This window comes from Streptomyces sp. NPDC001514, assembly GCF_053597075.1.
The window spans coordinates 15,339-39,946 of record NZ_JBSFHO010000014.1; the positions used below are offsets into that span (position 1 = coordinate 15,339).

The window sequence follows — 24,608 nt, forward strand, 5'->3', positions numbered from 1 at the left end:
ATACGCGGCTTGTCATGGCGGTTCCGGACGGTCGGGGAGGTACCCAGGTCTCATGACGATTCAGCATCCCGCCGACCGCGGCGGCGACAAACGCGGGAAGTTCGAGCGGCTGGCCGAGTTCGCTTCGCATCTCACCAGCTCACCCGCGTTCTTCGTGTTCTGTCTGGCGCTGGTCACCGTGGTGGTCGCGACACACTTCACCGGGCTCGAACTGAAGTGGCAGCTGTTCGCCGGGGACTGCATGACCGCGGTGACGCTGCTGCTCCTCGCCCTTCTGAAGAACTCGGAGCTGCGGGCCGAGCGCGCGGTCCAGCGCAAGCTGGACGCCATCGCCGCCGCGATGCTCGAAGTGCAGGAGGGCGAGCCCGGAAAGGCGCATGAGGATCTGAAGGCCGCGATCCGGATGGAGGAGGAGACCTGACCGCCACCGGTCTTCTCGGGCGGGCCGGGACCGTCAGCGCGGCTGCCGGTCCGTTCCCGCCCCGACTGGGCCAGACCGGTGATGGTCCCGCGTCCGCGGGCGTGCCACGAGGCGAGCTCGCCGTGCCCGGGCGTCCGTCGCGGTAGACGTTGCTGATGCGTTCCGGGGAGGTGCGATGCGGCGCTCGTGGACGGTGGCTGCCGGGGAGTTCCTGATCTGGTGGGCGTTGTGCCTGCTGCTGTACGTGATCTTCATCAGCGCGGTGTCGTCACTGGAGCTCGCCGTCGGGGCGGGCGTCGCCGCGCTCGCCGCCGTGGGTGCCCGGAGTGTCCGGACGGCCTCCGGATCCCGGCTCGGCGGCCGCGCCCACGCCCTGGGCGCCCTGCTGAAGTGGCCGGGATCGGTGCTGGCCGACACCGGACGGCTCGTCCTCGCCACCGTGCACGGCCTGAGCGGCACGCGCCGCGTGCACGGCAGGTTCCACACCGTCCGGCTCGCTCCGGGCACAGGTCCCGCATGGGGAGCCGCATTGCTCTCCGCGACGCCCGGTGGTTACGTCGTCGACGTCACCGCCGCCGATGGAGAAGCGGGCCCCGCCCTCCTCGTCCACACGCTGCCGGGGCCGCCGTCCGCCCTGGAACGTGCCCTGACCACCGGCGGGCGCGCATGACCACCGCGTGGCTGGCCGCCGCTGTCGTGCTGCTGCCGCTGGGCCTCGCGCCCTGTCTGTGGGTGAGTGGCCGGGGCGCCCCGCACGAGCGGCTCGCAGGGCTGTCCCTGGCCACCACCACCGTCATCGTCCTGCTGGTGCTGATCGCGCAGGGGTTCGGGCGCACCGGATACACGGACATGGCTCTCGTCCTCGCGGTGCTCGGTCCTGTCGGCACTTTGGTCTTCGCCCGCTTTCTCGGCGCGGCCGGGAAGAGCTGACATGGAGGGTGCAGACATCGCCGTACTCGTGCTGCTGGCCGTCGGCGTCGCGATGCTGCTGCTGTCGGCCGTGTCTCTGGTCGTCCTGCCGGGCCCGTACGCCCGGTTGCACGCGCTCGCACCCGCATCCGTGCTCGGCGGTCCGCTGATCGCACTCGCCGCGGCGGTGGATCTGGGTCCGGGGCGCGGCGCGGTGAAGGCGCTCCTCATCGGCGCGCTGATCGCCGTGGGCGGCACGATGACGACGATGGCGATCGGCCGGGCCACCGCCGCTCAGGAGGGGCGCGCACGCGAGGGCACCCCCCGGTGAGCGGAACGGCGGTGACCGGCATGCCGGTGAGCGGAACGGAACAGGTCCTGGCCGACTGGCTGATCGCCTTCGCCGTGGTCCTCGTCGCGCTGACCGCCACAGTCACCGTTCTGACCCGGGACCCGGCACGGCAGGCCGTCATGCTGGGGGTGCTGGGCCTTCATCTGGCACTGCTGTTCGCACTGTTGCAGGCGCCGGACGTGGCCCTGTCGCAGCTCGCCGTGGGCACCGTGGTCACTCCGCTGCTCTTCCTGCTGACGGTGCGCACGATCCGGCGATCACCCGGCGGCGGTCCAGGAAAGGACAGCAAGAGTGGCGAGGACGGTAGGAGAGGCGAGGTCCGTAGGAGGTGAGCCGCACTCTGCGCATCCGGCTGTTCTGCGCCGCGGCCGCGCTCTTCGCGGCCGCCTGGGCGCTCGCCTGCCTGGACCTTCCGGATTTCGGGGGCGCCGAACACCCCTACGGCGAGCGCGCGGTGGCCGCTTCCCTCCGGCAGCAGACGGCCAATGCCGTGGCCTCCCTCGTCTTCGACCAGCGGGCCTTCGACACCCTTGGCGAGGAGTTCATCCTCTTCGCCGCCGTGGTCGGCGCGACCGTCCTGCTGCGCCCCGCCCGTGACGAGCGGTCCGCGCGGCCGCGGCCTGCCGATGTGCAGCCGTCGGTCCGGCTGGTGGGCACGGTCATGCTGCCGGTCGCTCTGCTGACCGGCGGCTACATCGTGGCCCACGGCCAGTTGTCGCCCGGCGGTGGCTTCCAGGGCGGTGTCGTCCTCGCGACGGGGCTTCATGTCGCCTACGTGGCCGCCGACTACCGCGTGCTCAAGCGGGTACGGCCGCTGGCCGTCCTCGACGTCGCCGACGCGATCGCCGCGGGCGCCTTCGCCGCGCTCGGCCTCGCCGGACTGTTCGCCGCGGCCGCGTACCTCGAGAACGTCCTTCCGCACGGCGCCTTCGGATCGCTCGCCTCCGGCGGTCTGGTGCCGCTCGTGAACGCGGCTGTCGGCGTCGAGGTGGGCTCGGGGCTCGTCGTGCTGCTGGCCGGTTTCATCGACCAGGCCGTGGAGATCGAGACACCGGGAGACGGCGGATGAGTGTGCTCGAGGTGCTGCCGTACGCGGCCGCCGGATGGATCTTCCTCGTCGGGCTGTACGGCCTTGTCACCAGTCGGGACGCGGTCCATGCCATCGGCTGCCTCGCGGTCGCCCAGTCCTCGACCTACGTACTGCTGCTCGCGGTCGGCTACCGGAAGGGGGCCACCGCCCCGTACTTCTCCGACACGAGTACCCGCACCCCTGTCGTCGATCCGGTCGCCCAGGCCCTGGCGCTCACCGATGTCGTCGTCGGCGCGACCGTCACCGCGCTGCTCCTCGCCCTCGCCATCCAGATCCGCAAACGGCACGGCACGGTCGATCCGGACGCGCTCACCGGTCTCAAGGGCTGATCGGGAGCCGTCCCGTGCGTACCGAGAATCTGCTGCCGCTCGCCGTCGCGATCCCGCTGCTGGGCGCCGTCTTGCTGGTCGTGGCCGGCCGGTGGCTGCCGCGCGTCGCCACGGACGCGCTGGCCGCCGCGTCCGCCGCCGCTGTGGTCGCCTGCCTCGCCGGGCTGTGGCAGCGCACGAGCGACACGACGGTGGCCTCGTGGGTCGGCGGCTGGACCCCCGAAGGCGGTGAGAGCGTCGGCATCGTGCTCGTCGCCGACCGGACCGGCACAGGCCTGGCCCTCCTCGCCTCCGTGCTCGTCCTCGCCGCCGTCGCGTATTCCTGGCGGTACTTCGACGAGCCGACCGCCGGACACGCGGGGACGTTCCCTGCGCTGATCCTCCTCTTCGAAGCGGGCATGTGCGGATTCGCGCTCACCGGGGACCTCTTCAACGCCTTCGTCTTCTTCGAACTGATGGGCGTCGTCGCGTACGCGCTCACCGGCTACCGCATCGAGGACCCCCGGCCGCTGCAGGGCGCCCTCACCTTCGCCATCGTCAACTCCGCCGCCGCGTACGCCACGCTGCTCGGCATCGGGCTGCTCTACGCACGCACCGGAGAGCTCGGCTTCCTCTTCATGGGACGCGAACTCGCCGGGCACCGCGGCGATCCGCTCCTCGTCGTCGCGTTCGTCCTCGTGCTGACCGGACCGCTGGTCAAGGCCGCGGTGGCTCCGTTCCACTTCTGGCTGCCGGACGCCCATGCCGTGGCGCCGACCCCCGTGTGCATGCTGCTGTCCGGCGTCATGGTCGAGCTCGGTGTGTACGGTGTGGGCCGCCTCTACTGGACGGTCTTCTCCGGCCCGGGCGGCGTCCCGCACCACGTCTTCCGCGACACGTTCGTCGCGTTCGGCGTCGCCACCGCGCTCGTCGGGTCGCTGATGTGCTGGCAGCAGCGCCATCTCAAGCGGATGCTCGCCTTCTCGACGGTGGGGCATGTCGGACTGTTCCTGATCGGTGTCGCCCTGCTGACGCCCGAGGCGGCCGCGGGAACGGCTGTGTACGTCGCCGGGCACGCGGGCGCGAAAGCGGCGCTCTTCGGGCTGACCGGGCTGCTGCTCGACCGGCACGGCTCGGTGGACGAGCACGGGTTGCGGGGGCGCGCCCGTGATCTGCCGCTGTGCGGGGCGCTGTTCGCGGTGGGCGGTCTCGCCCTGGCCGGGCTGCCGCCGTTCGGTACGGGGCTCGGCAAGGCCGTCGAGGAACACGCGGCGGCCGAGTGGGCAGGATGGCTGCCCGCGCTGTTCGTGCTCGTGTCGGCCGTCACCGGGGGCGCGGTGCTGCGGGCGGCGGCCCGGGTCTTCCTCGGCGCGGGGACCCGGCCCGAGCAGCACCACGGCCCCGAGACCACGGGCAGCGGCGAGGAACCTGAGGTACGGGACCCGAAGCGGCGGATCCCGGCCGCGATGGTGCTGGTTCCGGCGCTGCTGCTGGCCGGCTGCCTCGCCGTGGGCCTGGTTCCGGCACTGGGTGAGGCGCTCGCGCGGGCGGCGGCGGACTTCACGGGTCGCGCGGACTACGCAGCCGCCGTCGCCGTACTGCCTCCACCGCCGGCCGCGTTGGCGCCCCATGTGGCCTGGACCGTGGAAGGCGTCGCCCTGGGGCTCTTCTCCACGGCACTGGCGGTCGCGGCCGCGGCCGCCGCGCTGTGGGGCCCGGCGCTGCAGTGGAGTGCGGCCCTGCGCGCACGGGCCGTGCTCGACCGCACCGCCCGTACGGTGATCGTGCCGTTGCGCAGGCAGCACTCGGGGCACATCGGCGACTACACGAGCTGGCTCGCGGCCGGCGTCGCGCTGCTCATGATTCTGGTCGCGGCGCGTGTGTGACGGCAATCCCGGGGGGCCACACCTAGGTCCTCTCCGGCCGATCTTGCCGGGCTCGCGTGCCCTGGCACCGCACCTCGCTTGCGTTGTCGTCGGTCACCGACTCCCCCGTAGCCCTTCGGGCACGGGAGGTGCCCCCACCGCGTCGATTTCTCCCCCTGCCTTCGGCGGGGGACCCCCACCTCCGCCTTGCGATGTACGGCACCGGACCCCGCTCACTGATCCGGCCTGATCGACCGGACAGAACCTAGCGCCCGGGGCGCGGCGGCGCCTCCGTGATGTCGAGGAAGACCTGGTCGGCCTCGGGCCAGCGGTCCTCGACGGCCTGTTTGATCCGCTCGGAGACCTCTTCGATCTCCTCGCTGTCCAGCCCCGGCACCAGATCGATCCTGGCCGCGACGAGCGCCGAGTCGAGCCCCAGACGCATCGTCAGCAGGGACGCCACGTTGTCGATCTCCTCCTGGTCCTCCAGCATCGCGCGGATGGCCTCGTGCATCCCGGGGTCCACGGCGACGCCGACGAGCAGATCGCGTGACTCGCGGCCCAGCCGGTAGGCGATGTACACCAGGAGCAGACCGATCGCCAGCGAGGCGGCGGCCTCCCACACGGCCCTCCCCGTGGCCAGATGCAGCCCCATGCCCGCCATCGCGAGCAGCACCCCGACCACGGCCGTGCCGTTCTCGGCGATCACCGTGCGATGCGCGGGGTCGCCTGCCGTGCCGCCCTGCTTGCGGTACTGGTGGAGCGCGCGCACCAGGGACGATCCCTCGGCGAGCAGCGCGACCCCCAGCACCGCGAGCCCGGCGGCGTAGTGCTCCCGGGAAACGGGCCGGTCGCCCTCGCGCAATGCCTCGATCGCCTGGAAGAACGAGAAACAGCCGCCCATGACGAAGATGCCTACGGCGGCCAGGAGCGACCAGAACCACCGCTCCTTGCCGTAGCCGAAGGGATGGCGGCGGTCGGCTGGGCGGCGGCTGCGGCGCAGAGCGGCGAGCAGGAAGATCTCGTTGAGGCTGTCGGCGACGGAGTGCGCCGCCTCCGACAGCAGCGCGGGGGACGCCGCCAGGAGGCCGCCCACGGTCTTGGCGACGGCGATGACGAGATTCGCGGCCAGCGCGACGAGAACGGTCAGCCGGGTCTTCCTGTCGGCCCGCGCCCGGTGCTCGCTCGCGTCATGATTCACGACGAATCACCGTATGCGCACGACAGGGCCAAGGATGCGAGGTCACGCCCGCACCGCCGGTGGTTCCCACGCGCGTCCGCTCGTATGCGGGTGCTCGGGGCTCATCGGTCGCGGCGGCCTCGCCGCACCGCCTCGAGCCGTCGCCTGGCAGGTCCCAGCGCCCTGCCCCTCCGCAGCACGCCCTGCCATGGATCCGCCTCGGCCTGTTCGGCCGCGTCGGCGATGCTCCACCGGCGTGCCGTGACCTTCGGATCGTCCAGCTGCTCCCAGGCCATCGGCGTGGCGACCGGCGCGCCGTCGCGCGCCCGCACGGAGTACGGCGCCACCGCCGTCTGCGCGTACGCGTTGCGCTGCACGTCCAGGTAGAGGCGGTCGCCGCGCGCCGCCTTCCGTACCTCCGTGGTGAGCCGGTCGGGATGCTCGGCGGCCAGCACTTCGGCCGTGTCCTTCGCGAAGTCCCGGACCTCGTCGTACGAACTGCGTCCGCTGAGCGGCACGATGACGTGCAGGCCCCTGGAGCCGGTCGTCAGCAGCACGGACGGCAGCTCGAGTTCGCCGAGCAGTTCACCGAGGTGCCGGGCGGCCTCCCGTACCCGCTCGAAGTCGTCCTCGGAAGGATCCAGGTCGAAGACCATCCGGTCCGGCCGGTCCGGCCGGTCGGCCTTCGACAGCCACCGGTGCAGGGTGATGCACGCCTGGTCGGCGAGGTGGACCAGAGTCGCCGTGTCGTCGCACACCGTGTGCGTGACCGTGCCGCCCTCCTTCGCCACTTCGGCGCGGTGCACCCAGTCGGGGTAGCTGTCCGGCGTGTCCTTCTGCATGAACCGGGGCCCGTCGAGGCCGTCGGGGAGCCGCTCCAGCATCAGCGGCCGGCCGCGTAGATGGGGCAGCATGTGCGGTGCGATCGCACGGTAGTAGTCGACGAGGTCGGCTTTGGTGACGCCGTCGGCGGGGAACAGGACCTTCTCTGGCCGGTGGACCTCCACCGTGCGGCGACCGGCCCGCACGCTTGTGGTGCTCATGGCTCGCGACTACCCGCACCGGCGGCCGCCAGACACCACCGGGCGGGTGCATCAGTGCACAACGATCCGTTCCACGAGCAGTTTCACCGCCGCCGCGATCGCCTCCGCGTCGATGCCGGAGGCATGCAACTGCTCCTCCGGCCCCGCCGACGCCGGCATGTTGCGCACGGCCAGCCGGGCGAGCCGCGGCACCGGGCGGCCGTCCGAGAACGCGTCCGCCACGGCGTCGCCGATGCCGCCCTCCGGATGGTGGTCCTCCACCGTGAGGACGCATCCCGTCGCCCCGGCCGCGTCATTGAGGGTGTCCACGTCCACCGGCTTCACCGAGTAGAGGTCGATGACCCGCACCGGGATCCCGTCCGTGGCGAGCGCGTCCGCGGCGCGCAGCGCCTCGTGGACCGTGGCGCCGGCGGCGACGACCGTCGCCCGGTCGTGGTCGCTGCGGAGGAGCACCTTGCTGCCACCGACCGGGAACTCCTCGTCGGGACCGTAGATGACGGGCGTCTCGCCGCGGGTGGTCCGCAGATACCGGACACCGTCCAGATCCGCCATGGCCGCGACCAGCCGTGCCGTCTGGTTGGCGTCACACGGATACAGGACCGTCGACCCGTGGACGGCTCGGAACATGGCCAGATCCTCCAGGCCCATCTGGGAGGGGCCGTCCTGGCCGATCGCCACACCCGCGTGCGAGCCCACGAGATTGATCCCGGCCCGGCTCACCGACGCCATGCGGATGAAGTCGTGGGCCCGGGTGAGGAACGCGGCGAAGCTCGACGCGAACGGCACCCAGCCGCGCGCCTGCAGGCCGACCGCCGCCGCGACGAGCTGCTGCTCGGCGATGTAGCACTCGAAGAACCTGTCCGGATGCTCCTTCTTGAAGTACTCCGTCCGGGTGGAGTCGCTGACCTCGCCGTCGAGTGCGACCACATCCCCGCGTGCCGAGCCGAGCGCCGCGAGGGCGTGCCCGTAGGCGTTGCGGGTGGCCTCCTCCGTGCCGGTGTCGTAACGCGGCAGCTCGAGCCGGCCCGTGCCCTCGGCACGCTGTGCCCGCACGGTCGGCGGTGACTGCACCTCGGTCCGGACGAACCGGGGGCCGCCGAGCTCCTCGATCGCGGCGTCCGCGTCCGGCAGCGGCTTGCCGTGCTTGCCCTCCTGGTCCTCCACGGCGGCCACTCCCCGGCCCTTGAAGGTGGCCGCGATGACCGCGGTCGGCCGGTCCTGTACCTGGCCCGCCTCGGTGAAGGCCTTGTCCACGGCCTCGACGTCGTGGCCGTCGACCTCGAGCGTGTGCCAGCCGAAGGCGCGCAGACGCCGTGCGTACGCGTCGAGATCGTGGCCGTGCCGGGTGGGTCCGCGCTGCCCGAGCCTGTTGACGTCGATGACCAGCGTCAGATGGTCGAGTTGCTCGAACGCGGCGTGCTCGACGGCCTCCCAGACCGATCCCTCGGCCATCTCGCTGTCGCCGGACAGCACCCACACCCGGTACGGGAGGCGATCGAGGCGCTTGCCGGCGAGCGCCATGCCGACGCCGATCGGCAGTCCCTGACCGAGCGAGCCGGTGGCGACGTCCACCCAGGGCAGCGTGGGCGTGGGATGCCCTTCGAGACGGCTGCCGAGCCGCCGGAACGTCAGCAGCTCCTCGTCGTCGATGGCGCCCGCCGCCTTGTACAGCGCGTACAGCAGCGGCGAGGCGTGTCCCTTGGAGAAGATCAGGTGGTCGTTCGCGGGATTGTCGGGATCGTCGAAGTCGTAGTGCAGGTGGTGGGCGAGCAGCACGGCCGCGAGGTCGGCGGCCGACATCGACGACGTCGGGTGCCCCGAGCCCGCCGCGTCGGCGGCACGGACCGAGTCGACCCGCAACTGCTGTCCCAGTTCGGCCAGTTCTTCGTATCGCATGTCACTCCTTGGGCGCCGGGCCCGGGATCCGGGCGAGTTCGGGCGAGGCCGTGTCCAGCGGCACGGACCAGGAGCGGACCAGACCGAGCTGCACGGCCTGGCGCGGCAGCGCCGCGTCGAGCAGCCAGTCGGCCGCCACCCGCACGCGGTTGCCCGGCATCGCCGCGAGGTGGTAGCCGCGGGTGACCGCGCCGGCGAGCGGCCCGGACAGCGGGACGCCCATCGGGTTCGCCGCCGCCTGCACGCCGCCGAGGTCGACGGCGAAGCCGAGATCGTGGTGCCGGTAGGGCCGGGCGTCGCCGTGTCCGAGGGACGCGGCGACGTTGCGGGCGGCGACATCGCCCTGCCGGGTGGCGTGCTGCGCGGTCATGGGGGTCAGTTCGAAGCCGCCGTCTCCGTTCCCGGAGCGCGGCCGGGTCAGGTCGGGCACGGCGGCGGCGTCGCCGCAGGCGAACACCTCGGGGTGGCCCGGCACGTTGAGCTGTGGCGTGACACGCAGCCTGCCGCGTTCGACGGGCAGGCCGATCTCGGCGACGAGCGGATCGGGCCGTACGCCGACGCACCAGACCAGCGTCCTGGTCGCGACGAACTCGCCGTCGTCCAGCCGCACACCGGCCGGAGTGGCTTCCTTGACGGACGTGCCCGTGCGTATCTCCACGCCCCGGCTGCGCAGTACCCGGTCCGCCGTCCGGGACAGCCGCCGGTCGAGTTCGGGCAGCACGCGAGGGGCGATGTCGAGAAGGAGCCAGCGCGGGCGCGTGCCCGGTGAGCGCCAGGCCGTGCCGTGAGGCGTTCCCGGCCGGGCCATCTGGGCGTGGAGCGCGTCCGTGAACAGCTTGCCCTGGGCGGCGACCTCCGTCCCCGTGTATCCCGCGCCCACCACCACGAACGTGCACCTGGCCGCGCACTCTCCGGCGTCGTCCGAGAACGCCGCCAGTTCGGTCTGCCGGGTGATGTGATCGCGCAGGTACAGCGCTTCGGGCAGCCCGCGGAAGCCGTGCGCGTACTCGCTCACTCCGGGCACGGGCAGGAGCTTGTTCACGCTTCCGACCGCGAGCACGAGCCGGTCGTACGTCAACTCCCCGCGGCCGCCGTCCACGTCCGTGTAATGCACACGGCGTCCCGGCAGATCGACATGCGTCGCCTCGCCGAGGACGAGCCGCACCCGAGGGAGAGTGTGCACCAACGACACGGTCACCCTCCGTGGCTCCAGGAGCCCGGCGGACACCTGAGGCAGCAGGGGCAGATACAGAAAGTAGTCGGTGGGGTTGAGCAGAACGATCTCCACCCGTTCCCGGGCAAGGATCCGGGAGAGGGTCCGCGCGGTCCGGTGGCCGGCGAAACCGGCTCCTACGATGACGACCCGGGGCATGGGGTCCGGGCGCGGCTCTCCTGCCATGTCTTCGGCCTGCACGACGAATCGCCTCCCGTGTGGGCAGGGCATGCGAAGAAACGGGACGAGTGTTCCGCGTGCCCGCACAACGCTGTCGTAAACGCCGTCGTAGTCCGTCAACGCCTTCGTGGACGGCTTGAACAGCTTCCTGAACAGCTTCGTGAACCCAGCCTCCCTCCGTCGAACTGTCGCGGCCACAGGAGACACGGGTTCATCCGGACACCTTTGAATCCGGAACAACCCGCCACAGTCACACCGTGCAAAGCGCGACGGCGGCGACGGCGACAGCGACGGCGACGGCGACGGCGACGGCGACGGCGACGGCGACGGCGACGGCGACGGCGACGGCGAGGATGCGCCTACTCGAACCGCGCGGTGTCGCCTGCCCCGCGACGTACGATCTCCGGTTCCGGGCCGGAGAAGTCGATGACCGTGGTCGGCTCGGTGCCGCAGTCGCCCGAGTCGACCACGACGTCCACCGTGTGTTCCAGCCGATCCTTGATCTCCCAGCCCTGGGTCATCGGCTCGTCGTCGCCGGGCAGGAGGAGGGTGCTGGAGAGCAGCGGCTCACCGAGCTCGGCGACCAGGGCCTGGGCGACGACATGGTCGGGAATCCTGACGCCGACCGTCTTCTTCTTCGGGTGCAGCAGCTGGCGGGGCACTTCCTTCGTCGCGGGAAGGATGAAGGTGTAACTGCCCGGCGTCGCTGCCTTGATCGCGCGGAACACGTCGTTGTCGACGTACACGAACTGTCCCAGTTGCGCGAAGTTCTGGCACACAAGGGTGAAGTGGTGACGATCGTCGAGGTTCCGGATCGACCGGATCCGGTCGATGCCGTCACGGCTGCCCAGCTGGCATCCCAGTGCGAAACAGGAGTCCGTCGGGTACACGACGAGCGCGCCGGATCGGATGCTGTCGGCCACGCCGGTGATGATGCGCCGCTGAGGATTCTCGGGGTGCACGTCGAAATACTTCGCCATCCGCCGAGTCTAGGTGATCAGGACACTCGCGCTCGGGTGACCGCGACGGCGCCGCCCGGTCGGGTGCATCCCGAGCCCCTGAACCAGGGTCGCGTGCCAGGGCGTACCGGGGCCTGCCAGGTCAGTCGACCGCCTCGCGCCGGGACAGGCGCACCTCCTCGATGTCGAGTTGGGCCTGTACCTGGCGCAGCACGGTGTCGTCGATGCGGCGTTCGTCGCGGAGTCCGACGACGGTGGCGCGTTTGCAGGCGAGCAGGGCGAGACGCAGCGCGGTGCAGTGCGCGTCGTGGCGCAGCGCCGGGTCGTCGTCGGTGCCGGCGGCGCCCGCGCGCAGGACCAGCAGGCGCTTCTCGTACTCGTGGCGCAGCCGGTCGACGACCTCGGGGTCGGTGCCAAGGCCGGCGGCCGCCTCCGGCAGCGGGGCGAGCGCCGCCTGGGCAGCGGTGGTTTCCACGAGGAGGCGTGACGCGATGGTCCTCCTCGACATGACAGCGCAGGTGGAGGCCTCGACGTTGGCCTCCCCTACCCAGCAGGAGGGCTGCACGGCTTCACATCGCCCGCGCTGTGGGCAGCATCTGCGCGAAGGGCCACCGGTCGCTCCCGCGGATGCGGGAGCGACCGACGCGTACGACGCTATGACGAGGTCGGATGGTGCACGCTGCGTCAGCCGGTCAGTAGCGGCCTCCTTCCGGCGCGGGCAGGGCGTCGAGCTCGGCCAGGTCCGCCGCGCTCAGCTCCACATCCCCGGCGCCGGCGTTGTCCGCCAGGTACTTCGGGGTCTTGGTCCCGGGGATGGGCACCACGTACTGCCCCTGGGCCAGCACCCACGCCAGCGCCACCTGCGCCGCGGTGACTCCCACTCGCTCGGCGATCTCCCGCACCCGGCCGACGATGGCCAGGTTGGCGCGCAGCGCGTCCTGCTGGAAGCGCGGCAGCTGACGCCGGAAATCGTCCTCGGGCAGATCGTCGAAGGACGCGAACCGTCCGGCGAGGAAGCCCCGCCCCAGCGGCGAGAACGGCAGGAAGGCGATGCCCTGGTCCTCGCAGTACGGAAGCACCTCGTCCAGCACATCACGGGTCCACAGCGACAGCTCGGACTGCACCGACGTCACCGGATGCACCGACTGCGCCCGCTTGATGTGGTCCACCGTCGCCTCGGACAGGCCGATGTACCGCGCCTTGCCCGCCGCCACGGTCTCGGCCAGCGCTCCCCAGGTCTCCTCGATCGGCACCTGCGGGTCCACCCGGTGCAGCTGGTAGAGGTCCACGTGGTCGGTGCCGAGGCGGCGCAGGCTCTCGTCGATCGACTTCCGTACGTGCTCGGGACGGCCGTTCATCTCGATGCCTCGGACGGGGGTGGAGCCGTGGCCGTCGGCCGGGCCGGGGTCGGTGTGGACCAGGCCGACCTTGGTGGCCAGCACCGCGCGCTCGCGGTATCCGCCCGCCAGCGCCCGGCCGACCAACGCCTCGTTGGTGTAGGGCCCGTACACATCCGCGGTGTCGATCAGCGTCGCGCCCAGGTCGAGCGCCTGGCGGATCACCGAGACCGACGTGTCGTCGTCCCGCGGGGCCTTCATGTCGTAGGCGAAGGTCATGCCCATGCACCCCAGGCCGATCACGCCGACCTCGGGTCCCTTGCTGCCCAGGGTCGTGCTGCGCATGTCGTACGTCCTTTCGTCGGAGTCGGCCCGAAGCGGGCCGGGTGTTGTACTCATCGTCGGTGACATGATCACCCCACGTGATCTCGGGTCCCTCGTCCGGGCCGAGGCCTCCCGCATGGCGAGGTGGGTCATGAGCACCGTCCACCCTTCCCGCACCGCTCACCACGAGGCAGACCGCACGGTGCCGGGGAGCCGCGTTCCGGGGTGTGACAGCTCGCCGCCCCGCACCGCGCCCGAACCGCCGGCAGCACCCAGCCGGTCCGTACGGCCCGGGATCACACTGCTGCTGGAGAGCCTGCGGCCCAACCCCGCGCACGTGGTCAGCCGCACCAACGACCTGCTGGCCCACAATCCGGGCGGCCTGCGGCTGTTCGCCGGGATCGAGAGCTGGCCGGCCAGGCAGCGCAACATCGCGCGCTACCTCTTCCTCCACCCCGCGGCCCGAGAACTGTTCGACGACTGGGACAACCAGCTCCGCGGCTGCGTCGCCCGTCTGCGCGCCCTGGCCGGCACCGACCCCGACGCCCCGACCTGACCCAGCTCGCCGGTGAACTCCTGCTCAAGAGCGCGGAGTTCGCGCGGCTGTGGGAGCGCTACGACGTACGGGGACGCACCCGTGCCACGCGAAGGTGTCGTTGCCGAGCCGGTCGCGCACTGGGGCGTTGCCCACGCCGACCGGAACGCTTCCCACGACATCGCCCGCAAGGGCGAGGCTGCGTGGACTGCGGGGCGTGAGTCACGCGTCGCTGCCACCCCATTAGGGTGTCCGGACAGAGGAGACCACCCAACAGCCAGTTGGGCTCTACCTCCGAGCCCGGCCCTTCAGGGCCGGGTCTCAAGTTGACTGCAGCAGGGTGACCGCGGAACGCAGGTAGATGCGCGAGCCGTGTCTCGCCGCTCGTCGGTCTTTCGCCGGGAGCACTGCCGCGTCGGTCACTTGAGTGGGTAGACATCGGTTCGGACGGGCGGCAGGCTCAAGTGCGCCAGGTCGAGTGGTGCTGGAGTCGTCAGCGGCCACAGCGGTGCGGCTTCCCCGTCGGCGGCCGCTGCCGGGGCGTCGGTCAGCCTCATTCGCTCGCGCAGCCGTCCGTAGAAGTCGGTGGGCCCGAGCCTCACTACGCGCAGGGGACGCGGTGCGGCGTAGACGCCGATCCACTCTCCGGGCCGGAGTACGCCGCACAGTTGGCCGTCGATGCTGATCGCTGCGTGTCCTGAGCGTTCGAGGAGGCGTAGTGCGATGGGTTCGTCCGGGGCGGCGATGACGGAGCGGTTGAAGGCCATGTGGGGCGCGACGGGGGTGAAGACCAGTGCCTCGGCGCGCGGGGAGATGACCGGTCCGCCTGCGGCGAAGCTGTAGGCGGTCGAGCCGGTCGGTGTGGCGACCATGAGCGCGTCGGCGGAGTACGAGGCCAGCAGCCTGCCCGCAAGGTAGACGCTCACCGACACCTGATGATCTCGCACCAGCTTCTCCAGGACGACGTCGTTGAGCGCCGTCGCATTCAAGGCGATACCCCAGCCGCCCCCCGTTTCACATTCCGCGCGTACACGGGGTGGCGGCAGCACCGGCCCGCGGCCGTAGTGCATCAGGGCTTCCATGCCTTCGGGCACTTCCAGGGGGCACGAGGCACGCATGGTGAGCATCATGCGGTTCTCCGTGCTGACACGTTCCTCGTGGACCGCGTCCAATGCCAGTCGTACGTCCTGGACGGGTACCTCGGTCAGGAAGCCCAGGCGTCCGAGATCGACACCGAGCACCAGGGCATCGTTCTCGGCGGCCAGGCGGGCGCCGCGCAGGAATGTGCCGTCTCCTCCCAGGGTGACGATGAGGTCGGGGTCGCCCGCGGCATCGAGTTCCTCTTGGCCGCTGTGCCGCTGTTCGCCTTCGTGCCACACGTCGATGTCCGTGCAGCGGACGCCGTGGCTGCCGCACCAGGCGCGAACCGCCCGGGCCGCTTCGACAGCTTCAGGGCGTCCTTCGTGGACGACGAGTCCGACACGTGACACTGCCATGTTCTGCCTCCTCATGTGTGCGACGCGCGCTCTTGGGGCCGTCGTGGTCGTCGCAGTGCCCTGGGCCGGGGCCCTCGGCTTCGGAGTGTCGTACGGCTGTGCCGTTCTTTCGTTCCCCTGCCCGCCGCCGGGCCGCGGGGCACGTGTGTCAGTGCAGCTGTCGTTGCCAGTCGGCAGGAACGGCGCCCGCCGGACCCGGCGTGGGCTGTGAGAGCGGATGGGCGTGGGGTGCGGGGAGTTCGGGACCGTCCTCGTAGTACTCCTCCGTCTCCGCGTTCCAGAACCAGCTCTCGCCCGGTTCGAAACTGGTGAGGAACGGGTGTCCGGATTCCTTTGCGTGGCGGGTGGCGTGCTGCGACGGTGACGAGTCGCAGCAGCCGATGTGTCCGCACTCGGCACATCGCCTCAGATGAAACCACCAGCCCGATCCGTCACCCTCCAGGCATTCGCTGCAGCCGTCGCCGCTGGGCCGCGCAGTCGGGTTGATCCCGGGGATCCGCTCCTCAGCCATGGCTCTGCTCCTCGTTCGCGTTCCGGGCACGGAGCTGCCCGTTCTCCCCAGGCTCACCCCAGGGTGCTTCTGATCGCCAGTCGCCGCCCGGTGCGATCCCGGCACGGTCAGCCGGGCTCCTGCGCCGCTGGGGACGTGATCGGGAGCGAGACCCGGAACCGTGTCTCGCCGGGGCGGGATGCGACGCGGATGTCGCCACCGTGTTTGTTCACCACGATCCGATACGAGATGTCCAGGCCCAGGCCGGTCCCCTCGCCCACCGGTTTGGTGGTGAAGAAGGGCTCGAAGATGCGCGGACGGATCTCGGGGTCGATGCCGGTGCCGGTGTCCTTGATCTCCACGAACGCGTGAGTATCGTCATGCCGGGTGGCGAGCGTCAGGGTGCCTCTGCCGTCCATCGCGGCGAGCGCGTTGTCGATGAGGTTGGTCCACACCTGATTGAGTTCCGCGCCGTAGGCGGGGACGGCCGGCAGGCCGCTGTCGTACTCCTTCACGACGCGCACACCCTCGGGAATCTTCGCCTGGAGCATCACGAGGGTGGCGTCGAGGAGTTCGTGGATGTCGACGGGCTGTTGGGCGGCCCGGTCGAGCTGGGAGTACTGCCGGGCCGCGTCGACCAGCCCGGAGATGCGCCGGACCGCGTCCTCGATCTCCCCCATCAGCAGCTCGGTGTCCACGGTGTAGGTCAGCCAGCCGACGGCGGCCCGGCAGTTGTCGGCCGACAGTCCCTCCGTGGCCGCGGCGAGCCACCCGGCATCGATGCCACCGGAGACGAGGACGGGAGCGATGTCCCAGGCTCTTTCGACCCCCGCGCTCTCGAGCCAGTCACCGAGTTCGTCCTCGGCGTCCGCCGCCTCGATCGCCGACAACGGATGCGCCTCCCTGGCCAGCCGCACCGCGGCGTCCTGCATCTCGACCAGCTCGTGCAGACGTGTGCCGTCCACGCGGCCGTCCGCGACGAGCGCCAGTTTGTGCCGCATTCCCGTGACGCGGTCACGGAGAGTGTCGGTGGCGCGGACGGCTGCGGCTGCGGGATTGTTGAGTTCGTGGGTCAGGCCGGCCGTCAGTGAGCCCAGGGCGACGAGCCGCTCGCGCTCACCGACGATGATATTCATGGCGCGTGTCCCCAGGAACAGTCCCTCGAGCAGGTGCAGTGCCATGGGGAACCAGGTCCGCACGGCCGTGGCGAACTCGGCAGCGGGCAGAACGAAGAGCTCCGCATCGGTGACCGCCTGCATCGTGTGGGAGTACACCTGGTCCACACGGTCGCCGAGGTAGGCCTGGGTGGCGCCCCCGTAGACGCCCCTTTGATCCGTACGGCTGACTTCGATGTCATCGCCGTGGAGATGCCGGCTGAGCGCGACGGTACCGCTGAGCAGCACGAAGAAACAGGTCGCACTCTCTCCCTGTGCGTATACGGCCGTTGACGCCTCGCGCACTTCGACGCGCCCGCGCTCGGCCAGCCAGGACAGCTGCTCGGCGTCGAGCGACTCGAAGAGGAAGAGCGTGCGCAGCTCGTCCGGGGTCAGCGCGCTGCGGCGGGCCTGGGCTGTCATTGCGTCTCCAGGTACCGGTGCACCAGCGTGACGGCCATGGCTCCCTCGCCCACCGCCGAGGCGACCCTCTTGACCGACTCGGCGCGGACGTCCCCGGCGGCGAACACCCCGGGAACGCTGGTTTCGAGGTGGTAGGGGGCACGCGCCAGTGGCCACCGGGGCGAGCGGCTTCCCGCCGCGGGCAGGTCCGGCCCGGTCAGGACGAACCCGCGTCCGTCGCGCGCCACCACGCCTTCCAGCCACTGCGTCTGCGGTTCGGCGCCGATGAACACGAACAGCCAGGCGGCGTCGACGGTGGTGTCACTCCCGGAGCGGCTGTCGCGCAGCGTGAGCCGCTCCAGGTGGCCTTCGCCGTCGCCGGCGGCCACTTCGGTGCAGGGGTGGATCTCGATGTTGGGGAGAGCTTCGATCTGCTGGATCAGATAGTGGGACATCGACCGGGTGAGGTCGGGAGCACGCACGAGCAGGTGGACGCGCCCTGCGTAACGGGAGAAGTAGACGGCGGCCTGTCCCGCGGAGTTGGCCCCGCCGACGATGTACACGTCGTCACCCCGGCAGCCGGCCGCTTCGAAGGACGCCGCGCCGTAGAAGACCCCGGCACCGGTGAAGGAATCCAGGTTCGCTCCCGTGAGCCGCCGGTAGGAGACCCCGGTGGCGAGGACGACGGTGTGCGCACCGATGGAGGTGCCGTCGGCGAACCGGAGCACGCGTCCCGATCCCGCCGCTTCCAGAGCCACCACTTCGGTCGCGCTGAGGATCTCGGCACCGAATCGGGCCGCCTGCCGCCGGGCACGGTCGGTCAGCTGCGCTCCGGACACTCCGTCGGGGAACCCCAGATAGTTCTCGATGCGGCTGCTCTGTCCCGCCTGTCCCCCGGTCGCGGTGCGTTCGACAAGGACGGTGCGCAGGCCCTCGGATGCGCCATAGACGGCGGCGCCCAGTCCGGCCGGCCCCGCACCGATGACGACGACGTCGTAGAAGTCGGCAGCGGGGGTGGTGCGCAGTCCGACCCGCTCGGCGAGTTCCGCTTCAGTGGGGGCGTGCAGCGCCTTTCCGTCGGCCGTGACCACCAGCGGGACATCCGCCGCTGTGAGGCCTGCCGCCTCCAACAGCTGCGCACCCTCGGGCTCGTCGGCGGCGATCCACCGATACGGGACAAGGTTGCGCGCGAGGAATTCCCGCACGACGAACGAGGGCGCGGACCAGCGATGGCCGACGACACGCGTCTCGGCGGTGCCGGGGTCGGGTGCCGCATCCCAGAGCTCCAGCAAGGTGTCCAGGACGGGGTAGAGGTTCTCCTCCGGAGGAGTCCAGGGTTTGAGCAGGTAGTGGTCGAGATCCACGACGTTGATCGCGTCGATGGCCGCTCCGGTGTCGGCATAGGCGGTCAGCAGCACCCGGCGCGCCAGGGGGAACAGGTCCATCGCCGCTTCGAGGAACTGCACGCCGTTCATCGTGGGCATGCGGTAGTCGGCGATCATCACGGCCAGCGGTTCGCCACGGAGTTTGACCTCGCGCAGAGCTTCGAGGGCCTCGTCACCCGAGACCGCGCGCAGCACGCGGAACCGCTCGCCGTACCGGCGTCGCAGGTCGCGGGCGATGGCCCGGGAGACACCGGGATCATCGTCGACAGTCAGGATCGTCGGCTTCGACATCACCCTCATCATGCGCCCGTGGCGGTGCTCACGCCCACCCGCCGGCCAGTGCACGAGCGCGGCTCCGGTTGCCACGGCTGTCGGGCAGGCCCTTCCGCCGTGGTCACGGCCGAGGTGGAAAATTGAACTTTCCGTGCATACCATCGCATTTGTGTATCAGCGGCCCGCTCTCCGCGTCCTGGCACCGGCCGCCGCCCTGATCGTCCTCGGCGGCGCGCCCGTGACCGGTGCGGATGCACCCGTCACCGGAGACCACGGCACCCCGGGTGCCCTCGGCGCGCACGACCCGTACTTCCCCGAGCTCGGCAACGGCGGCTACGACGTCCAGCACTACACGCTCACACTCGGCTACGACCCGAAGTCACACCGGCTCACCGGCACCGCGGAGATCACCGCCCGCGCCGTCCAGGACCTCAGCTCCTTCAACCTCGACCTCCACGGGCTGACCGTCCGCGGCGCGACCATCGACGGAGTACCCGCCGCCGTCACCCGAGCAGGCGACGAGCTGACGCTCCGGCCGCCGGACGACCTCCGCAAGGGCGACACCTTCCGCGCCGTCGTCCGCTACGACGGTTCACCGCGCACCATCACCAACACCGAAGGCACCCGGGAGGGCTGGCTGAGGACCGCGGACGGGGCGGTCGCGGTCGGTCAGCCCAAGGGCTCGACGGCGTGGTTCCCGGGCAACCACCATCCCAGCGACAAGGCGACGTACGACATCACCGTCACCGTCCCGAAGGGCCTGACCGCCGTCTCCAACGGAGAGCTGCGTTCCGAACGCCCCACCGCCGACCGCAGACGCACCACGTTCGCCTGGCGCTCCACACAGCCCATGGCGAGTTACGTGGTCACCGTCGGCATCGGCGCGTACGACGTCACGAGGTCCCGCCCCGGGGCGAAGGGCGTGCCCGTCTACACCGCCGCGGACAAGACCGTCGCCGCGCGCTACGGAGAGCTGCTGGACCGCGTCCCCGAGCTCACGGACTGGGCCGTGAAGAGATTCGGTCCGTACCCCTTCTCCTCCACCGGCGCGATCGTCGAGCGCGAGGGCGATGCGGACTACGCGCTGGAGACGCAGAGCCGGGCCTTCTTCACGGAGGACGCCTTCGACCCCGTAACCCTCGTCCACGAGCTCGCCCACCAGTGGTACGGCAACTCCGTCACGCCCAAGACCTGGCGGGACGTGTGGCTGAGCGAAGGCTTCGCGACCTACGCGGAGTGGCTGTACCTCGAGGAGTTCGAGGACACCCCCGCCCAGGAGAGCTTCGAGGACGCCTTCGACTCCGAGGACAACTGGGCCTTCCCGCCCGCCGACCAGCCCGACGCCGAGCACCTCCTCGGCGAGCCGGTCTACGAGCGCGGCGCGATGGTCCTGCACAAGGTCCGCGAGACCGTCGGCGACGACATGTTCTTCTCGATCCTGCAGGGCTGGGCGCAGACCCACCGTCACGGCAACGCCTCCACGCGCGACTTCACCACGTACGTGGAGCAGAAGTCGGGCAAGGACCTCACCCGGCTGTGGGACGTCTGGCTCCACGGCGAGGGCAAGCCGGCAGGACCCTGAGGGCTGTCCTGCCCCAGCGCACATCGCAGCTACGCACTCGCGACGGCTCCGGACGGCGAGCGTGCCGAGCTGACGGTGCAGCGCGTGCCCGGCGGTGAGGCCCTGGGGGCCGGCTGCGCGCGGGGACTCATCGGTCCATCACGGCTGCCCGTGCCCGAGCGCCCCGCACGGCGGTCTTGAGCCCGGCGATGTCATAGGCGCCGTGGTGCCGGCGACCGTTGACGAAGAACGTCGGCGTGCCGGACACCCCGCTGAGGTCGGCCGACTCGACGTCCTCGGCGACACGCACGGCGCCCCTGTGCTCCCGCAAGTCTCGCTGGAACCGCTCGGTTTCCAGCCCCAGGGCCGCCGCGTACCGGAGGAGGTCGGAGGTTCGCAGGTCACCCTGGTGGTCGAGCAGGAGGTCGTGCATCTCCCAGAAACGGTTCTGCTCGGCGGCCGCCTCAGCCGCCTCCGCCGCGAACTGAGCCTGGAGATGGACGTCGGCAAGCGGCAGATGACGCCACACGTAGCGCACGCCCCCGTCGCCGGCGAGCAGCTCCCGGACCACCGGCTCGGCCTGCCCGCAATACGGGCACTCGAAGTCGCCGTACTCGACGAGGGTGACCGGGGCGTCCCGGGGTCCGCGCACATGGTCGCGCTCCGGATCGACGGGCACTGCAAGGTCGACGATGGTCTCGGCACGGCCGAGCAGCATTCTCAGACGCAGCTGCGGCGGAAGGAGCGCAATGATCCGGGTCAGCAGCCAGCTGAGGACGAACGAGCAGAGAACCGCACTGAGCACCCCTATCTTCGCCTCGGCCAGCTGGGGACCGTCGAAGGCGAGTGCCGCGATCAGCAGGGACACCGTGAAGGCCGCACCTCCGAGAGTGCCTCCGACCGCGACGGCACCCCAGCCCGCAGGGGGCCGCAGCCGTCCTCCGGTCAGCAGCGTCGCCAGCGACGAAGCGCCCAGGATGCCGATCGGCTTGCCGAGCACGAAGCCGAGCAGGACTCCCAGCGTGATGGGAGAGGTGAACGCGCGTGAGAGCTGATCACCGCTGAACTCGATGCCGGCGTTGGCGAAGGCGAACAGCGGCGCGACGACAAAACTGGTCCAGGGGTGAAACAGCCGCTGCAGACGTTCGTTGGCGGAAATCGCCGAGGCCAGTCCGCGCTGCACGGACCGTTCGAGATCCGGGGTGGGCTGCTCGCGGAAGGACCGGAACAGGTCACTCGCCCGCTCGAGTTCTCTGCGTGGCGCCGGATACGCACTGGTGATCAGCCCCATCGCGAGCCCGGTGACCACCGGGTCGATTCCCGATTCCAGCAACGCGAACCAGAGCGCCGCCGCGAGCACCGCGTACACCGCCCCCCGCCGTACGCCGGCCGCGCGTACCGACAGGACCACGACGAACACCGCGCCCGCGCCGAGCAGGGCCGGCACCGAGAGGCGACTGCTGTACGCGACGGCGACGACGGCCAGGGCCACGAAGTCGTCGACGACGGACAGGGTCAGAATGAATACACGCAGGCCCGGGGGCATGCCCTTGCCGATCAGGGCGAGCATGCCGAGCGCGAAGGCGGTGTCCGTGGACATGGCGGCGCCCCAGCCGTACGCCGACGGCTCTCCCGCGTTGACGGCGAGGTAGAGGCCGACGGGTACGAGCATGCCGCTGAACCCCGCCAGCAGTGGCAGGGCCACACGCTTGCGCTCACGAAGTTCACCCATGTCGAACTCACGGCGCGCCTCAAGTCCGACGACGAAGAAGAACAACGCCATGAGGCCGCTGTTGACCCACTCCCGCAGCCCGAGGCCGACGCTGTACCGCCCGACCCGCACGGACAGCTCCGTCCGCCACAGCGCTTCGTACGCCGCGGGTGCCAGGTTCGCCCAGGCGAGTGCGGCGAGCGCCGCAGCGATGAGCACAGCGGCGCCGGCGGTCTCCGTACGCAGGAAGTCCCGCAGCGGTGACCGTGAGTCGCTGCTGCTCGTGGTCCGGTCGGCGAAGCACTGGGGCGTCGAGCCTTCACTCACCACGCCATCGTCCTGAATCCCGCCCGATTCGGCCTCCCCGCGGCGGTGTGCAGCGGGAGTCCCCAGGGCCTGGGCAGGGCCTGGGCAAGGCCTCTCGCGGCAGATCCGTAAGTCCCAGGGCATGACGGATGCGATCACCACTGGGGCGGGAGACGCTGGTGTCAGATCGCGCGTACCGCTGCCCGTCCCTGCCCATGCGGATCCGCGCGCACGAGTCGCGCGCTACGGGACAGTCCGGCACGCATCCTGCGCAGCTCTCGGTCAGCAGCCATCCCGGAATCCCAAGGAGATCGTCATGACCGTCCAGTCCGCCGGCAGTCTCGTTCTGGAACCCGCCTCCCAGCAGCTCGCCGAGGCCACCTCGAAGCCGCCCTTCCTGTACGAACTGGGTCCGGAGAAGGCCCGTAAGGTGCTCGACGACATCCAGGCGGACCCGATCGAGAAGCTGTCGGTCGACACGGAGTGGATCACGGTTCCCGCAGAGGTCGGTGACGTCCGTGTCCGCATCGTCCGGCCGGAGGGCGCAGCATCACCCCTCCCGGTCGTGCTCTACATGCACGGTGGGGGCTGGGTTCTCGGCAACGCCGACACCCACGACCGGCTGGTGCGTGAACTGGCGGACGGGGCGCGGGCCGCTGTGGTCTTCGTCGAGTACGCCCGCTCGCCCGAGGCGCACTACCCGGTGGCGATCGAGCAGGGCTACGCCACTGCCCGGTGGATCGTCCGCGAAGGGGCCGCTCACGGCCTCGACCCGGACCGCATGGCGGTGGCCGGCGACTCGGTCGGCGGGAACATGGCGGCCGCTCTGGCCCTGATGGCCAAGGAGCGCGGCGACGTCCGCTTCGTCCAGCAGTCCATGTACTACCCGGTCACCGACGCCGGCATGGACACCAAGTCCTATTCCGACTTCGCGACCGGCTACTTCCTCACCGCCAAGGCCATGGAGTGGTTCTGGGACGCCTACCTGCCGGACCGTTCGCGCCGCGTCGAGATCACCGCCTCTCCCCTGAAGGCCGAACTCAACCAGCTCTCCGGCCTGCCGCCGGCGTTCGTCATCGTCGACGAGGCCGACGTCCTGCGCGACGAGGGCGAGGCGTACGCGGCCAAGCTCCGCGCCGCGGGCGTCGACGTGACCACGGTCCGCTACGACGGGATCACGCACGACTTCATGATGCTCAACCCGCTCAGCGACACACACGCCACCCGTGCGGCCGTCGCCCAGGCCATCGCGGTGCTCAGCACCGCCCTGGGAACGAACGCGGAGAAGTAGGCGCGCGGGCGGGCGTCACTCGTCGTATCCGTGGCGGGCCACTGGTCAGTGTCCCTGGCGCGCTGACTCGCAGCCGTGATGCCGCCGACCGGAGGTGCTGGTCGGCGGCATCACGGCCAAGCAATCGGCCGACCCCTCGGCCTGGTCGGTCATCCGCCCATCTTCAGGGCGGGACAAGGTTTGCCCCGCAAAAGCGCGGGGAGCCGCGAGAAGAGGGGGCCGCCCCGTCACCGGAGGACGTCATGATCATCCTCGGAGTCATTCTGCTCATCATCGGCTTCTTGGCCGGCATCGGTATTCTCTGGACCATCGGGATCATCCTGGTCGTGATCGGCGTTCTGCTGTGGATTCTGGGAGCGATAGGGCACGCGGTCGGCGGACGACGGCACTACTGGTAACCGCTGCTCCGCGCTTCCATCCAGGGCTGTCCATGGAGCTGTCCATGGAGGACAAGTCCGTCCATGCCACGACGGCCAGGGCGTGACCCTCGGTCTGTTCACGAAAGGTGACTTCAACAAGCAGCGAACGAATTGACGTGTAGCTGATCGTCCCAAGCCGATGATCGATGCGCCCGCGGCGGTGGCCGCGGGCGTCGTCCTGTGCGGACTTCCTCTGACACTCGCCCAGTTGGGCAGTGGCGGGCCGAGCCGTCCCCCGCCCACCCTGCCCAGGGACGCGGCAACACCCCCTTACCGCCGCTCCGATCCGCGCCAACTGCTCTGCGCACGACACATCAGCTGACGACCCGGCCTCCGCCGCGCCGGTGGCCCATCGTGGAGCCGGTGAGACCTGTCCAGTGGCGGACGTGGTCCTCGAAGCGCAGTTGCTCGATACCCGCACGCGCTTGTCTGGGGGGCAATCAGCTCGATGCGGACACTGGCGAGTTGCACCGCTGAGCGGTACTTGCCGCACCGGTTATTGGTTCGG

23 protein-coding genes and 1 pseudogene are annotated in these 24,608 nt (G+C 70.7%); 12 read left to right on the plus strand and 12 right to left on the minus strand.

Annotated elements, in window-relative coordinates; translation table 11 throughout:
• The first annotated feature begins 52 nt into the window (after positions 1-52).
• The 8 genes from ACWCXB_RS16720 (at position 53) to ACWCXB_RS16755 (ending at position 4,966) form a co-directional block, all read left to right on the plus strand.
• On the plus strand, positions 53-421 hold the full coding sequence (locus tag ACWCXB_RS16720; RefSeq protein WP_450723434.1) for a low affinity iron permease family protein: 369 nt from the start codon (positions 53-55) through the stop codon (positions 419-421).
• Between the two features lie 175 nt (positions 422-596).
• Positions 597-1,091, plus strand: coding sequence for a hypothetical protein (locus ACWCXB_RS16725; protein WP_450723436.1), 495 nt, complete (start codon positions 597-599; stop codon positions 1,089-1,091).
• Complete coding sequence (locus ACWCXB_RS16730; protein WP_450723438.1) at positions 1,088-1,351, plus strand: monovalent cation/H+ antiporter complex subunit F; 264 nt, start codon at positions 1,088-1,090, stop codon at positions 1,349-1,351. Before ACWCXB_RS16725 ends, ACWCXB_RS16730 begins: the two co-directional genes overlap by 4 nt.
• A 1-nt stretch (position 1,352) precedes the next feature.
• Entirely contained in the window at positions 1,353-1,661 is a 309-nt protein-coding gene (locus ACWCXB_RS16735; RefSeq protein WP_450723440.1) for a cation:proton antiporter, read from the plus strand.
• Entirely contained in the window at positions 1,658-2,014 is a 357-nt protein-coding gene (locus tag ACWCXB_RS16740) for a Na(+)/H(+) antiporter subunit B (RefSeq protein WP_450723442.1), read from the plus strand. The genes ACWCXB_RS16735 and ACWCXB_RS16740 overlap by 4 nt, the downstream gene beginning before the upstream one ends.
• Entirely contained in the window at positions 2,011-2,751 is a 741-nt protein-coding gene (locus tag ACWCXB_RS16745; protein WP_450723444.1) for an MnhB domain-containing protein, read from the plus strand. Before ACWCXB_RS16740 ends, ACWCXB_RS16745 begins: the two co-directional genes overlap by 4 nt.
• Entirely contained in the window at positions 2,748-3,101 is a 354-nt protein-coding gene (locus ACWCXB_RS16750) for a sodium:proton antiporter (RefSeq protein ID WP_450723446.1), read from the plus strand. Before ACWCXB_RS16745 ends, ACWCXB_RS16750 begins: the two co-directional genes overlap by 4 nt.
• 14 nt (positions 3,102-3,115) lie before the next feature.
• A complete protein-coding gene (locus ACWCXB_RS16755; protein WP_450723448.1) occupies positions 3,116-4,966 on the plus strand; it encodes a complex I subunit 5 family protein in 1,851 nt (616 codons plus the stop codon).
• A 244-nt stretch (positions 4,967-5,210) separates the two neighbouring features.
• Here ACWCXB_RS16755 and ACWCXB_RS16760 read toward each other — a convergent pair whose 3' ends face one another.
• The 7 genes from ACWCXB_RS16760 to ACWCXB_RS16790 all read right to left on the minus strand — a co-directional run bounded on the left by ACWCXB_RS16760 (position 5,211) and on the right by ACWCXB_RS16790 (position 13,098).
• Positions 5,211-6,146 carry a cation diffusion facilitator family transporter gene (locus ACWCXB_RS16760; protein WP_450723450.1) on the minus strand — a complete coding sequence of 312 codons (936 nt, stop codon included), beginning with the start codon at positions 6,144-6,146 and terminating at the stop codon, positions 5,211-5,213.
• Positions 6,147-6,247: 101 nt separating this feature from the next.
• Positions 6,248-7,168, minus strand: coding sequence for a non-homologous end-joining DNA ligase (gene ligD, locus ACWCXB_RS16765; RefSeq protein WP_450723452.1), 921 nt, complete (start codon positions 7,166-7,168; stop codon positions 6,248-6,250).
• A 51-nt stretch (positions 7,169-7,219) separates the two neighbouring features.
• Complete coding sequence (locus ACWCXB_RS16770; protein WP_450723454.1) at positions 7,220-9,064, minus strand: transketolase; 1,845 nt, start codon at positions 9,062-9,064, stop codon at positions 7,220-7,222.
• A 1-nt stretch (position 9,065) separates the two neighbouring features.
• Positions 9,066-10,436, minus strand: a complete 1,371-nt coding sequence (locus ACWCXB_RS16775) for an NAD(P)/FAD-dependent oxidoreductase (protein WP_450723719.1) — start codon at positions 10,434-10,436, stop codon at positions 9,066-9,068.
• A 380-nt stretch (positions 10,437-10,816) separates the two neighbouring features.
• Positions 10,817-11,437, minus strand: coding sequence for an L-threonylcarbamoyladenylate synthase (locus tag ACWCXB_RS16780; protein WP_450723456.1), 621 nt, complete (start codon positions 11,435-11,437; stop codon positions 10,817-10,819).
• Positions 11,438-11,558: 121 nt separating this feature from the next.
• The gene (locus ACWCXB_RS16785; RefSeq protein WP_450723458.1) at positions 11,559-11,924 is read right to left on the minus strand and encodes a hypothetical protein; all 366 of its coding nucleotides are present in this window, start codon (positions 11,922-11,924) and stop codon (positions 11,559-11,561) included.
• 184 nt (positions 11,925-12,108) lie between these two features.
• On the minus strand, positions 12,109-13,098 hold the full coding sequence (locus tag ACWCXB_RS16790; RefSeq protein ID WP_450723460.1) for an aldo/keto reductase: 990 nt from the start codon (positions 13,096-13,098) through the stop codon (positions 12,109-12,111).
• Positions 13,099-13,321: 223 nt separating this feature from the next.
• On the opposite strand from ACWCXB_RS16790, the pseudogene ACWCXB_RS16795 reads away from it, so the two are divergent.
• Positions 13,322-13,725: pseudogene (locus ACWCXB_RS16795) on the plus strand (MmyB family transcriptional regulator); the annotation flags it as partial.
• Positions 13,726-14,031: 306 nt separating this feature from the next.
• Here the strand turns inward: ACWCXB_RS16795 and ACWCXB_RS16800 are convergent.
• From ACWCXB_RS16800 to ACWCXB_RS16815, 4 genes are all read right to left on the minus strand, one after another.
• Positions 14,032-15,108 carry an NAD(+)/NADH kinase gene (locus ACWCXB_RS16800; protein ID WP_450723462.1) on the minus strand — a complete coding sequence of 359 codons (1,077 nt, stop codon included), beginning with the start codon at positions 15,106-15,108 and terminating at the stop codon, positions 14,032-14,034.
• A gap of 148 nt (positions 15,109-15,256) precedes the next feature.
• Positions 15,257-15,619, minus strand: coding sequence for a UBP-type zinc finger domain-containing protein (locus tag ACWCXB_RS16805; protein WP_450723464.1), 363 nt, complete (start codon positions 15,617-15,619; stop codon positions 15,257-15,259).
• A 107-nt stretch (positions 15,620-15,726) separates the two neighbouring features.
• Positions 15,727-17,175 (minus strand): ATP-binding protein, encoded by a 1,449-nt coding sequence (locus ACWCXB_RS16810; RefSeq protein WP_450723466.1) that lies wholly within the window; start codon positions 17,173-17,175, stop codon positions 15,727-15,729.
• On the minus strand, positions 17,172-18,830 hold the full coding sequence (locus tag ACWCXB_RS16815; protein ID WP_450723468.1) for an FAD-dependent oxidoreductase: 1,659 nt from the start codon (positions 18,828-18,830) through the stop codon (positions 17,172-17,174). Before ACWCXB_RS16815 ends, ACWCXB_RS16810 begins: the two co-directional genes overlap by 4 nt.
• 151 nt (positions 18,831-18,981) lie before the next feature.
• Between ACWCXB_RS16815 and ACWCXB_RS16820 the strand changes: the two genes are divergently transcribed.
• Positions 18,982-20,394 carry a M1 family metallopeptidase gene (locus ACWCXB_RS16820; RefSeq protein WP_450723470.1) on the plus strand — a complete coding sequence of 471 codons (1,413 nt, stop codon included), beginning with the start codon at positions 18,982-18,984 and terminating at the stop codon, positions 20,392-20,394.
• Positions 20,395-20,521: 127 nt separating this feature from the next.
• Here the strand turns inward: ACWCXB_RS16820 and nhaA are convergent, their stop codons facing one another.
• Complete coding sequence (gene nhaA / locus ACWCXB_RS16825; protein ID WP_450723472.1) at positions 20,522-22,411, minus strand: Na+/H+ antiporter NhaA; 1,890 nt, start codon at positions 22,409-22,411, stop codon at positions 20,522-20,524.
• Between the two features lie 295 nt (positions 22,412-22,706).
• Here nhaA and ACWCXB_RS16830 point away from each other — a divergent pair, with 295 nt between their 5' ends.
• Positions 22,707-23,681, plus strand: coding sequence for an alpha/beta hydrolase (locus ACWCXB_RS16830; RefSeq protein WP_450723473.1), 975 nt, complete (start codon positions 22,707-22,709; stop codon positions 23,679-23,681).
• A 242-nt stretch (positions 23,682-23,923) separates the two neighbouring features.
• Complete coding sequence (locus ACWCXB_RS16835; protein WP_450723475.1) at positions 23,924-24,079, plus strand: DUF6131 family protein; 156 nt, start codon at positions 23,924-23,926, stop codon at positions 24,077-24,079.
• Positions 24,080-24,608: the final 529 nt, after the last annotated feature.